Raw genomic sequence first — 12,746 nt, forward strand, 5'->3', positions numbered from 1 at the left:
ATCTTGATGAGGTAAGCAAGCTCAGCAAACGAGGGACCGAATCCCCTCATTTGACAGAAGCAACACGCCCCTTCAATGTGCTTCACACTCACAGTGTAAATCAAAACGATCTGCAAATGAAGTATGATCCGCTAGAACATGTTGCCACGCATTTTTTGCGCGATGCACAACCGGCCCGGGTGGCGTCCCGCAACGAGCGGGATCTCTTGCGGCTGATCTGGAAATCCCCAGGGATCGAGCGCTCCGACCTGACTGAGCCGCTCGACCTCACCCAGCAATCCCTGCACAGGATCGTCGCGCGGCTTCATGAGCGAGGAATGATCGTCTTTTCGCATGCCGAAGCCCGGCGCGCCGGTCCACCCAGCCCGGAGCTGACCCTTCGAAAAGACTGGTGTCTGACGCTCGGAATCGCCGTCAACGTCGGCTCGATCGGCCTTTGTCTCATGGGTTTCGGCGAGCCTCTGGAGAATATGGAAATCCGGCAGGCAGGCGCCTCGCTGTCGGTGGAATTGGAACGGATCGAAGCGGCGGTCGAGGACATTCTGGCCCGCCGGGGCGCCAAGCGGCGCGACATCCTCGGCGTCGGTCTGGCGGTCGCCGGCCACCGAATGCTGGAGACGGCCTTCAATTGTCCGCTGCCACTTGCCCATTGGTCACTGATCGACCTGGCACCTTTGCTCGGGAAGCAACTTGCCTTGCCGGTCTGGGCGGACAATGTCGCCAGGACCGCAGCTTTGGCGGAAGCGATCTTCGGCGTTGGTCGCGACGTTGCGGATTTCGCCTATATTGCTCATCTTCACGGCTACGGTGGCGGCCTGGTTTCCGGAGGCATGCCGTTTCGCGGCAGTTTCGGCAATGCCGGCGAATTCTCCGTTCTCTTCGGGCGTGAGGACTATGACGACCGTCCCGCACTCAACCAGTTGCTCGAACATCTTCGCGCCAAAGGGCGCGCGGGCCTGACCCTGAACGACCTGAAGAACGAAGAACTGGTGGGTTGGGACGGCGTCGAGGAGTGGGTCGACCGGGTCATGCCTGCCCACAACCGCGCCATCAATGCGATCTGCGCGATCTTCGATCCGGCCCTCATCGTCCTTGGCGGCGAGCTTCCGCATTCCCTTGCGAGAAAGCTTATCGAGCGGACCGAATTCAACAATCTGCCTCGCCACGGCGCAGTGCGTGACGTTCCGCAGCTTGCAGTGGCGGAGATCATCGACGCTCCCGGTGCGATTGGCGCGGCCTTGATCCCACTCTTCGAAACCGTTTTGTGAGACCCGGGCAGTCCAGTCCGTGCTTCCAACTCTGCATCCCCTCGTGCCGGGGCACGCAATAATGCGTGTCGGTCGCTAAAAAGGACTGAATCGCACCGCAGGATCAGGTGCGGTGCGCATCAGCCGGCGCGACGACATTGGAAGCACTCAGCCCAGAACGGTCGACGCGTTAGAATTCATCACTTCATCCCTGTACCTGCAATGCCTGTGGTGATGTATTTCTGCAGGAACAGGAAGACGACGGTGACGGGCAGCAGGCTGAGGAAGGTCATCGCCAGGATATAGTGCCACTGCACCGAGAACTCTCCCTGGAAGGCGTTCAGGCCGACCTGCAGCGTGAAATTCTCGCGGCTGTTGAGAACGATGAGCGGCCAGAGGAAGTCGTTCCAGCGCCAGAGCACCGAAAAGATCGCCAGCACGGCCAGTGCCGGCGCCGTCAGCGGCAGGATGATGCGCCAGAAGATGCAGAATTCGCTCGCCGCATCGACGCGCGCTGCCTCGATCAGTTCGTCCGGGATGGTCAGCATATATTGCCGCAGCAAGAAGACGGCGGTCGGAGACGCGATCGTTGGCAGGATGACGCCCCAGAGATTGTCGGCAAGCCCGACCCCGACGATGACGAGATAGGCCGGCACCATGACGACGGCGAGCGGGATCATCAGGGTCGAGATGATGATGACGAAAACCGTCGTGTCGCCGCGAAATTTGTATTTCGACAGTGCAAATGCCGCCATGGCGTTGACGATGAGCGTCAGCAGCGTCGCGACCAAGGTGACGAACACCGAATTCTTCAGGAAGGTCAGGAAGCTGAAGCGCGTCAGCGGGTCGGTGTAATTCTCGGTGGCGACGGTCAGATGTTGGACCGGCGTGATCCCCTTGACGTCGACGCTGACCGGCTGCCCTGGATTTGCCGGATCGACCATCTGAGCCTTGAGGCCGATGCGCCGCACCATGGCCATTTCGCGCTGCTGACCGTCGACCGTGACCTGCCAGAGGCTAAGCGGCTTGTCGAAGCCGGGCACGGTCTGTTCCACGGCGGCGCGTGGAAGCAGCGTCGGCGGAAAGCGGGTGATTTCGGCCGCCGGCTTCAGTGAGGAGAGGCCGGCCCAGACGACGGGAACGAGCACCGCCAGCGTTCCGCCGATCAACCAGACCCATGACAGAATATCGGTGATGTCGATGCGTCCGGCCCGGCGCGTGCGCGAGAGGAAGCGGATCGGGTTCATAGAGCTGTTCATCTCAGGACTCCATTCGCTTGCCGAGGCGCAGCTGTATGAGGGTGAGAACCAGAAGCACCAGTCCCATCAGAACCGAGGCGGCCGAGGCAAGTCCGAAGAGACGGAGATCGCTGCTGAAGGCCATCTGGTAGATATATTGGACGATGAAGCTGTTGGCCGTACCGGGGCCGCCGCCATTCGTCAGGACCCAGGCCTCGTCGAAGATCTGCACGGATTTGATCATCAGAAGGATGAAGACGACGAGCAGGTTCGGCGCAAGCAGCGGCAGCGTGATCCTGAACAAGGTACGGCGCGGCGAAGCGGCGTCGATGGAGGCGGCCTCGTAGAGTTCCTTCGGGATCGCCTGGAGGCCGGCGAGCAGGATGAGGGTGTAAAAGCCCATGTGGAACCAGACCGACACCACGACGACGAAGAAGCGCGACCAGCCGACATCCAGCAGAAAAATCTCAGGCGGCACGCCAATCATCTGAAAGAAGGCGTTCAGCAGCCCGTTGCGATCGAGGAACCATTTCCAGATGAGGCCGATAACGACGGGCGACAGCAGGACGGGATAGAAGAACATCGCCCGGAAGAAGCCGCGCGCAAAGATCGCCCGGTTGAGGATCAGCGCCGTGATCAGCGCCACCAGCAATGTGGCGGTAACGTTCAATGCGACGAACCAGAGCGTGTTCCACACCGCCGTCCAGAACAGCGATTCCTGGCAGGTTCCCGGCTGCAGATAATTGCCGCAGGAAAGCAGGGCGCGGAAATTGTCGAAGCCGACGAAGGGCCGCTCCGAGACGAAAAGATTGGTACCGCCGGTAAAGGCGTAGCCGACCGCAATCGCGATCGGAAGGAATGTGAAGATGGCGAACAGAACGAGGTTCGGCGCCAGGAACAGCCAGGGCATGCGCTTGCGGCCGAAGATGCGCTCGACCGCATTCATCGGAGCCTCGACCACCCTCATCGCCATGTCGCCCGCCTGCGCGAGCAATGCACCAGCAGCAGCCATGGTCAGCGCCTCCCCTGCCCTGATCGGCGGGCAAAGGCCAGGCCGCTTTCGGGATCGAACAGATGAACGCGTGCCGGATCGGCATCGATCATGATCCGGTCGCCCTGAACAGGCGCGAAGTGGCCGGCCTCATGGATGATGATCTGCTCCTCCTGCCCGGCAAGATTGCCGTAAACATAGGTCTCGGTGCCGAGGCCTTCGTGATACTGGACGATGAACGGCAGGCCCTTTTCGCTGGAGCGGGAGAAATGCGCGGGCCTGATGCCGGCAAGCACATCCTGCCCGACAGCAATGCCCTTGGGATCGACGTCGCTGACGATGTTACCGCCGCCCGCCACATCGATGGCGACACCGCTCTCACCGATGCCCGACACCTTGCCCTTGATGATGTTCATGCGCGGCGAGCCGAGGAAGCCGGCGACGAAAAGATTGCGCGGGTGGTCGAAGAGTTCGAGCGGCGCGCCGACCTGCTCGACCCGCCCGGCGCGCAGCACGACGATCTTGTCGGCCATCGTCATCGCCTCGACCTGATCGTGCGTGACATAGATCATCGTCGTCTTGATCTCGCGATGGAGCTTAGTGATCTCTGCTCGGGTCTGGACGCGCAGCGCCGCGTCGAGATTGGACAGCGGCTCGTCGAAGAGGAAGATATCCGGTTCGCGCACGATCGCCCGGCCGATCGCCACGCGCTGGCGCTGGCCGCCGGAAAGCTGCTTCGGGCGCTGATCGAGATAGGGTTCGATCGCCAGCATCCTGGCGGCTTCGGCAATCCGCGCCTCGATCTCGGCGCGCTTGAACTTCAGGTTCTCCAAGCCGAAAGCGAGGTTCTTGCGAACGCTCATATGCGGATAAAGCGCGTAGGACTGGAAGACCATGGCGATCTTGCGCTCGGCCGGCGAAAGGGCGCTGACGTCCCGGCCGCCGATCGCAATTCCGCCCGACGTAACCTCTTCCAGGCCGGCGATAACGCGCAGCAGGGTCGACTTGCCGCAGCCCGACGGGCCGACGAAGACGACGAATTCACCGTCCTTGATATCGAGGTCGACGTCATGCAGCACTTTGACGGAGCCATACGACTTGTTGACGGTGGAAAGTTTCAATTCTGCCATGCCCCACTCCCATCGGGTGCCGCCGTCTCGAAGACGACGTCGATTGCGTTCCAGCCTTGCGGCAGCGGTGTCGGTCTCTTAATCCGCACCTCGTTCATCAATATCCCGGTGACATCAGCCACGTAGACGGCGGGCATTCCGCCCGGATAGTCCTGCAGGCCGATCACCCGCCCATCCGCCGCGCGCGTCCAGGCATTTGCGCGGCCGCCGCCGTCCGCCTTCGGCGCAAGGTCCGCGTTTGTCGGACGCAGGTCATAGGACTGCGCGGTGCCGAGTTCGCCGGGCCGCTGGTCTATGCCGATGCGCGCCAGCGATGCATTGCGGATGCCGGCGGGCGAAGCCGAAATGACGGTGATCGCCCCTTCCATGCGCCCGGTAATGTCCTCGACAATGAGGTTTTCGATGGCGCCTGCCGGGCGTTCAGCGACACGGTCGACGACATTGACGGTCAGCGCCTCCCCCGAGCCCCAGAAGCCGTCTAGCGTTTCGCGGCACTCCACAGCAATCCGCGAAAATCTGACGTTCGAGATCCGGCCGCCGTCGCGCGAAAATATGCCGAGCGCCCGGTTGGAAGATGAGACGCTGCAATCCTCGAAGACGATATTGGTGACATCGCCATGCGTTTCCGTGCCGATCTTCAGCGCGCAGCTGAGGCTCTGAACAGCGCAGCGGCGGATAAGAATATTCTCGCATCGCCCGATGGCGACACCCTGCGGGCCGATGCTTGTCTTCAGGCATATGCCGTCATCGGCCGTCGATATCGTGCAATCCTCGATCACGGCGCCGCGGCAGGCATCGAGCACGATGCCATCCGTATTGGGAAGGCGGCGGTCGTTGTCGATGGTGACGTTGCGGACGGCAACATCGGTGCAATCGACGAAGTGCAGCGTCCACATCGGCGAACGGCTGATATGCAGCGCGCTGATCTCGACCTCGTCGCAGTCCTCGAAGACGACGACACGGGGGCGGAATTCGGCCGGGATGAAAGTCCCCACCGTCACGTCATCTCCGATGATGAATTTCTCGCAGCCGGCTTCGATACGCCCCGCCCCCGTCAGGGCGATCCGCCGCGCGCCCTTGGCGACGATCATGCCGCGGTCCGACTTCTCGGCGATCACCGAAACAGTCGTATGCGCATAGGCCGCGTAGTCCGGAACCGGCCGCAGGATCGCGCCCGCGGTCAGATGCAGATCGACGCCCGAGCGCAACCGAAGCCCCCGGCAGATGTGGATGCCCGCCAGGAGCTCCAGGCGTCCGCCGCCGGAAGCCGAGAGATCGTCGATCGCCGCCTGCAGGCGCTGGGTATTGTCGCCGTCGAGCGCCTCAATCGAAACGAGGGAAGCTGAAGTCATTGACGCTGACCGCCTTCGAGAAAGACTTCCGTCAGCAACAGCATGGTCAGTGCCTGGCCGTAGGGCGTCGGCAGGTTCGGGATGCACCGGTAGAAATCGAGGTCGTGCCCCATCGGCGTGCCGTCCGAAACGCCGTGGACGACGCCCTCCTCGTCGATCTGCGCCAGCACGGCCTTGAGCGCCCGTTCCGCATGGGGCCTGTCGCTCTCGTCCAGAATGCCGGCATCGATGGCGCGCAACATGCCGTAGGCGATGCCAGCCGTGGCCGAGGTTTCGAGCGGCGAGGACGGATCGTCCAGAAGGGTCGTGAACATCCCGTCCGGCCGCTGATATGCCTTCAGCGAGCGAACCTGGCTGACGAGAACATTCGAAAGGAAACGCCGATCCTTCTCGCCAAGGGTCGGAACGAGATCGAAGAGTTCTGGAATGGCGACGGTGATCCAGGCATTGCCGCGTGCCCAGAAGGCATTGGCGAAATTGTGCCGGCCGTTGAAGGTCCAGCCGTGATACCAGAGCCCGCTGACCGGATCGGAGAGATAGCGGGTGTGGATCACGAACTGATAGACGGCCTCGTCGACCCAGTCGCTGCGCTCGCAGAGCACACCGGCCCGGGCGAGGAACAGGCAGGCCATGAACAGCGTGTCGTCCCACAATTCGCCGTCGTTGAGGCGTTCCTTGACGACGTGCTGAAAGCCACCCTCCTCCGTCTTCGGCAATTCCTTGACGAGCCATTCGGCCCAGTCCTCGACGAGCGCGCGGAAATCGGGACGGTCGACATGCTGGACAAGGATTGCCAGCGGCAGCATCGGTGCCGTGCTGTTGATCTGGCGCGGCGGCAGGCCGCGTTCGATCTGGCCGGCATACCAGGCGACGAGTTCCTGCAGCGCTTTCTGATCATTGGTGGAAATCGCGCGTCGCAAGAATCCGTAGAGGCCGACACCGACTTCCCAGTCCCATTCGTCGAACTGGATCCCGGAGGTGGAGCTTCCGGTCACGAGACCTTCCTTGATGCCTCTGAGCCGGCTGAAAGCCGTCGCCACGCGATCGATCGTCGTCAGGAGCGCGGCGTTATCGACAGATGTAGTGTTCATGCTGGGGACCTATGTTTTACGAGTAGAGCGGTCCGTCAGTACCGGCTTGGGACGCGGCACTGTCGTGGGTGAGAATCGGCTGCGGCTGATCATGTGTGAATGGCCGGGGCTTGCCGGCGATCGAAAGACCTTCGGCATAGGAAAGCAAGAGCGCGGGGCCGCCCGGCGGCGTCAATGAGAGATGCCGAAGCGCAGGATCGAAGGAAACCGTCGTCTGGGAGAGGCGCTCGATGAAGGTCTTGAAGGCGTCGCCATTGCCGCATCCGACGATAGCCGCCCAGCCGCAGAGCGCCCCGTGGGAGCGCGCCTCGCGGCCGGCCGTTGGCCCCTCGGTGATCAGTTCCAGACCGTCGGAGGCCCAGAGGGCGGCAAATCCCCTGCCCGACCGCGCGATCAGCCACTTGCCTTCGACGATGAGAGCATCGAGGCCATCGCGGCCGATATAGGCATGCGTCCATGTATGGCGTGCGTCACCGGTGTCCTCGATCAGGAGCGCGACGTCGCGATGCTGGGCGACGCGCGGCAGGATGCCGTTGCCGGCCCAATAGGACGGCCTTTGACTGCCCCAGGGATCATCCTCGCCGGGATGATTGACCCACAACCTCGCCATCGGGTGGCCGGCCAGCCTGACATCGAGAACGTGCTGCTGGTGGCCTTTCCCGCCAGTCTTGTGATCGACGACCGTCGAAAGCTGCGCCGCCTCGTTTTTGAACAGCACCAGCTTTCCGCTCTCGAGTCCCTGGCTATAGCGCGCCTCGACGCTTCTGCCTCTGGAAAGGGCGGCAAGCTCGGTCAGATCGGCGGGCGGCTCGTAGCTGCCGGCGCAGAACATCGTCAATGCCGCCACGCCGTTGTTGAGCCAGCCGGTGCCGAAGGCGACCTGGGCAAAGGGGGCAAGCTCGGTCAGCGGGCCGGCGCGCAGTTCCTTGTCGTAAGCGCGGCCTTGCGAGCCGGCCGGAACGCCGGCCAGCGTATGAAGCGCGATCATGCGGAAGATGAGGTCGATCTGGCCGCGGGCGCGATCGGCGATTCCGCTTGTCGCCCAGCGCTCCAGCGCCAGCAGCCCGATGAAATCAATCGGGTAATAGGCGGCGGAATTCCATTCCGCCAGGCCATGGGCCTCGACGCTGTCGAACCAGCGCCCCAGGCGCTCGGCGGCGAGTTCCGCCTGCTGCCGTCCAGTCCGCCCCGAGGCCGAGAACACCGCCTCGGGCAGGAGAAGTCCGGCCAGCAGCTGGCTCGTGTGGAAGCAGAGCACATGATTCTCGCTCCAGAACCACATCGCATCATTGCCCGGCTCGTCGACCCAGTAACGGTAGGAAAGAACCGAACGGCGGATGCGCTCGACCGTCGCTTGCGACATCCGGTCGCCATAGGCGCCGAGCAGCCACAACAGCGGCACCATAATGAAATCCGAGCAATCCTCCCGCGCATCAATCGAGGCGAGCGTCGCATCGACGATGCGGTCGAAGCTTTCTGGGTCGTGATGGCCGGTTTCCATCATCGCGATGAGGCGCCCGGCGCGGTTGGCGCCGAAGCGGGCGCTGTATTCCAGCGCGTGGCGCTTGCGGGCGGAAAGCGAGGTCTCTTCAGGCAATGGCGAAAGGCTGCTCATGAAGGCGGCGTCGATGACGCGGGTGACCGAACCCGGTCCGGAGCCGATCGTCATATGGATGCCGTGATAGCCGTCCGCAATGGCGCAGACATCCTCGGCGAGCAGACGGCTCTGACCGGCATGCAGTGTCAGCTTCGAATGGGCGAGAACCGGCCGCTCATGGCCATGGCCGACGACCTTGAGCTCGACGGGCAAGTCGCGCTCGGGCGCCGTGTCGAAGATGATCTCCAGCGGCTGATGGACGAAGACGTCGCGGGCCGGGCGCACGCCACGCGAAAGCTCTTCCAGCTCGCGCACCTCGTCCTGATCCAGCGAGACCGGCAGCAGCACACAGAGCGGCTGTTTGTCCAGCATTTCGAGTTCGAAGAACCATGTCGTGTCGCGCTCGGCAAGGTCTTCGGTGTGGACGAGGATCTCGTTGTCGCCGGCTTCGAGCGTCAGCATTATCTCGGTTGCGCTCTCGACGTTGCGCTTGAATGGCTCGAAGCGCACCGCTTCCTGCCCGTTGACCCAGATGCGGACACCGCCGCAGGTCTTCAGCGCGAAGTTGAGCGTGCGGGGGGCTTCCGTCCTGAACGTGCCCTTCAGCCATCGCCTGACATGTGTGGGCACATGCCAGAAGCTGGTAAACTCGACGCGGCGGTTCGAGCCGGGAAGATAGAGGCTTTCTGTCGGCCAGGACGTGTCCGGCGCCAGCGCCCGCCCGACCATGGTGGACCAGAAAGCCTTGCGGCAAGGCAGGTCGCCGACATCGACGAAACCGTTGATGAAGCGGTAGTTCACGCGATCTTCGGCAGGTCCCGGCTCGCCGGGAAAATAGGTCTCGATGAGGCCGGAAACGGCCCATGCCGTCACCGTCTGCCCCTCGGCCACGCTGTAGGTAGGCGCCATGTCGTCCGGCTGCTTAATGCTTTCCGTTTTCACAGATCGCCTCCTCCGCAATCTAATGAAAATATTTTCATTAGGTAATTTTGGCGCGTTATTTCTGAAAATTGCTCAAAAACATCGCTATTCGCTTAGAAAATAGCTTGACGGCACGAATGTCAAGTATATGAAATTCACTTATCGATGGCTGATGCCGCGATTGATGAAAATGTTTTCATGGGAGGATGAAAATGAAAACCTATCTCTCAGGGGCTTTCGCACTGGCGCTGGCCACCGTTTCTTTCGCATGGTCGAGCGTCGCCATGGCGGAAACCCAGACGATCACCTTTCTCTTCACCGACGACGACCAGGCTTATGTCGAGCGGATGGAAGCGCTGAGCAAGGAATTCGAGACGGCGCATCCCGACATCAAGGTGAATTTCGTCTCGTCGGGCTATGATGCCGTCGCCAAGCAGCTGCCAGTGCAGCTTGCCATCGGCGAAGGTCCTGATGTCGCCAAGATCACCGACTGGCAGCTGGCGCCCTACTACCTCGACATGCGGCCGCTGATGAAGGATCCGGATGGCTTCGCCAAGCTGCACGGCGACAGCCTGAACACGCTTCGCTTCCCCGGCGTCAACGATCCGAACTCGATCAACGGCTACGTCGCGTCGCAGACCTTCAACCTGCCCTTCGTTAACAAGACGCTGTTCGAACAGGCGAAAGAGCCGCTTCCGCAGCCGACCGCCACGCTGAAGGACATCGTCGAAGCCTCGGCCCGCGTCGCCAAGGCGACCGGCGCCCAGATCCCCTTCACGATGGACCGCTCGGGCCACCGCTTCTCGGGTGCTGCCTTCTCCTACGGCTCGAACTACGTCAAGGACGGCAAGTTCGCCTTCCCCGACGATGCCGCCAAGCACTACATCACCGATCTCTACAACTGGACGAAGGACGGCTCTTTCCCGAAGGAAATGTGGGGTGCTGCCGGCGGAACCCAGTACAAGAACATGGGTGACGAGTTCGTCAACGGCAATGTCGTGACCTATCTCGCCGGCAACTGGATGGTCAATCCGTTCCAGAAGAAGATCGGCGACGCCTTCGACTGGACGGCAATCAGCGCGCCCTGCGGCGATGCCGGTTGCTATGCGATGCCGGGTGGTACCGCAATCGTCGGCTTCAAGCGCACCAAGTACCCGCAGGCCGTAGCCTCCTTCATCGAGTTCCTCGGCTCTGAAAAGGTCCAGCGTGAAATCGCCGAAAACTACGTCATCCTGACCGGCGCCGACATCAAGGATCCGCAGTACAAGCTCGACAGCAAGAACGCCAAGGACGCCATGGCCGTCTTCCTCGCAAGCCGCAACAGCGCGCCGAAGGCAGCCCGCGATCTCGAACGCCTGAAGGGCTCCTCCGCCATCTATCAGCTCATCGTCCAGCGGATGAGCCAGTTGATCGTCGGCGAACTTTCCCTTGAGGACACCTTCAAGGCGATGAGCGCAGACGTCGACAAGGTCAACGTGGCGCTTGCCGCCAACAAGTAACGGCCGCGCCTGTCTCCCACAGATTGCGCGCTGCATCAGCCACGGCCTCGCAACGGGCCGTGGCTGATCGTTTTTTGCCTCTCCCTATGCCGATCTTCGCCTTCCTCGGAGAAGCCGAGACCGGCTTCGTCGTCGCGATGTCGGCCGGCGGCAGCGTGCAGCTGCTCGGGACTCGCCTAGCGCTCACTCTGAACGCGCGGCTGGACGACTGATGCGAAGGCGTCGTGACACGAGCCGCTGGAGAGGCTATAGGCGTTGTCAGCCTGAGCCAGTCCCAGGCGCCATATCAAATTATCAAGCGCCGGCACCCGGTCGTTCCGCCGGCGACCCAGCGACTGTCTACCGTATAGAGGTGCATCTCCATGCCGATGGGTTCCGAGCATCCGCTGCGCAGGGAGCTTCACAACGAGTTGCATGCCCGGCCATCGCTTTATTTCGATGGCGACACCGATGTCTGGCATGTCGCCATCGTCGGCGACAATGCCGCGCCTGCGTTTCCGAATTCCTTGCCCGGGTTGGAAGATATCACCACGACCTACCAGGGCAACCACGGTATTGGCCGCGTCGGCGACGGACGGCTGAAGTGGGAGGCGCATACCGAATTCCTGACCCTCACCTTCGTCGTTCCCGCATCGTCCGAACCCGGCAGCAATCCGCCGGAAGCCTTTCAGGCCTGTTACCGTCAGATCGAAGGCAAGGTCATGGCGGCCGTCCGTGTGGTGGTGCGCGACGAGAAGGATGGACAGCGTCTCGAAAAACCGAAGCTCGACTATGTCGCCTCTCAGGTCGGCGGCGGCGGTGCGGAAGTGCATTCGAACTTCCGCCTGACCGACAGCGGTTTCGTCGAATTCCTGTTCTTCAATCGCGACCTCAACGCCTATCGCACCGGCCGCATGGTCAGGCGTTTCCTGGAGATCGAAACCTATCGAATGATGGCGCTTTTGGCGCTGCCCAAGGCGCGCGAGACGGTGTCCAAGCTTTCGGCCTTCGATCAGCGCCTCGATCTGCTGATCACGCATATGCAGAGTGCCGTCAAGGTGGACAAGGCGCTGCTGTCCGAGGTGACCAGGCTCTCGTCCGATGTGCTCAACTTCTCGGCGCTCGCCCGCCACCGTTTCGGTGCGACGAAAGCCTATGCCGATATCGTCGCCAGTCGGCTGTCCGAGCTTCGCGAAGAGCGGGTCGAGGGAAGGCAAAGACTGGGGACGTTCATCGACCGACGCTTCCAACCGGCTGTGCGATCGGTCTATGCAGCAGAGCGGCGCCTCGACGAATTGGCCGAACGCGTCAGCCTGGCCGGAGACCTGCTCAGAACCACCGTCCAGGTTCAGCTTGAGGATCAGAACGCCTCGCTGCTCACCTCGATGGAGGAGCGGGCGCGCATCCAGGTGCATATCCAGCAGGCGGTCGAAGGTTTTTCGGTCATCGCCATTACCTACTATACCGTCGGCCTGGCGAAGATCTGCCTGGAAAGCATTTCCGCACTGGGCGTCGATCCGCACGTGGCAAAACTCGCCGTTCTCGGCGCTATCCCGCTTGTGCTCTTCGCCGTCTGGACCGCCGTCCGTCATGTTCGGCGAAGCATCGCCGGGGTGCCGCACGGCCCCGCAACCGGCAGCCACTGACACGCGTTCACCGCCGCCCTTTCGGGGCGGCGGTGTTCCTTCACTGCATCAGCAG

The 12,746-nt window shown here is 62.3% G+C and carries 10 protein-coding genes; 4 read left to right on the plus strand and 6 right to left on the minus strand.

Annotation, left to right across the window (positions count from 1 at the left end; all coding sequences use genetic code 11):
* Positions 1-116: 116 nt before the first annotated feature.
* Entirely contained in the window at positions 117-1,268 is a 1,152-nt protein-coding gene (locus CO657_RS26850; RefSeq protein ID WP_054183909.1) for an ROK family transcriptional regulator, read from the plus strand.
* 179 nt (positions 1,269-1,447) lie between these two features.
* Here the strand turns inward: CO657_RS26850 and CO657_RS26855 are convergent, their stop codons facing one another.
* Genes CO657_RS26855 through CO657_RS26880 form a run of 6 tightly spaced genes read right to left on the minus strand, consistent with a single transcriptional unit; the run spans position 1,448 to position 9,588 of the window.
* A complete protein-coding gene (locus CO657_RS26855) occupies positions 1,448-2,494 on the minus strand; it encodes a carbohydrate ABC transporter permease (protein ID WP_197283901.1) in 1,047 nt (348 codons plus the stop codon).
* 13 nt (positions 2,495-2,507) lie between these two features.
* Positions 2,508-3,497, minus strand: coding sequence for a carbohydrate ABC transporter permease (locus CO657_RS26860; protein ID WP_003591231.1), 990 nt, complete (start codon positions 3,495-3,497; stop codon positions 2,508-2,510).
* Between the two features lie 2 nt (positions 3,498-3,499).
* Positions 3,500-4,606, minus strand: coding sequence for an ABC transporter ATP-binding protein (locus tag CO657_RS26865; protein ID WP_054183907.1), 1,107 nt, complete (start codon positions 4,604-4,606; stop codon positions 3,500-3,502).
* Complete coding sequence (gene pglB, locus CO657_RS26870) at positions 4,594-5,958, minus strand: polygalacturonase PglB (RefSeq protein ID WP_054183906.1); 1,365 nt, start codon at positions 5,956-5,958, stop codon at positions 4,594-4,596. The genes CO657_RS26865 and pglB overlap by 13 nt, the downstream gene beginning before the upstream one ends.
* Complete coding sequence (gene bglB / locus CO657_RS26875) at positions 5,955-7,049, minus strand: beta-galactosidase BglB (protein ID WP_054183905.1); 1,095 nt, start codon at positions 7,047-7,049, stop codon at positions 5,955-5,957. The genes pglB and bglB overlap by 4 nt, the downstream gene beginning before the upstream one ends.
* A 16-nt stretch (positions 7,050-7,065) precedes the next feature.
* A complete protein-coding gene (locus tag CO657_RS26880; protein ID WP_054183904.1) occupies positions 7,066-9,588 on the minus strand; it encodes a hypothetical protein in 2,523 nt (840 codons plus the stop codon).
* A 191-nt stretch (positions 9,589-9,779) separates the two neighbouring features.
* Between CO657_RS26880 and CO657_RS26885 the strand changes: the two genes are divergently transcribed.
* The 3 genes from CO657_RS26885 (at position 9,780) to CO657_RS26890 (ending at position 12,691) form a co-directional block, all read left to right on the plus strand.
* Positions 9,780-11,066 (plus strand): ABC transporter substrate-binding protein, encoded by a 1,287-nt coding sequence (locus CO657_RS26885; RefSeq protein WP_054183903.1) that lies wholly within the window; start codon positions 9,780-9,782, stop codon positions 11,064-11,066.
* A 59-nt stretch (positions 11,067-11,125) separates the two neighbouring features.
* Entirely contained in the window at positions 11,126-11,278 is a 153-nt protein-coding gene (locus CO657_RS36940) for a hypothetical protein (RefSeq protein WP_156339787.1), read from the plus strand.
* Between the two features lie 150 nt (positions 11,279-11,428).
* A complete protein-coding gene (locus CO657_RS26890; protein ID WP_054183902.1) occupies positions 11,429-12,691 on the plus strand; it encodes a DUF3422 domain-containing protein in 1,263 nt (420 codons plus the stop codon).
* Positions 12,692-12,746 lie beyond the last annotated feature (55 nt).

The organism is Rhizobium acidisoli (assembly GCF_002531755.2).
GTDB lineage: Bacteria > Pseudomonadota > Alphaproteobacteria > Rhizobiales > Rhizobiaceae > Rhizobium > Rhizobium acidisoli.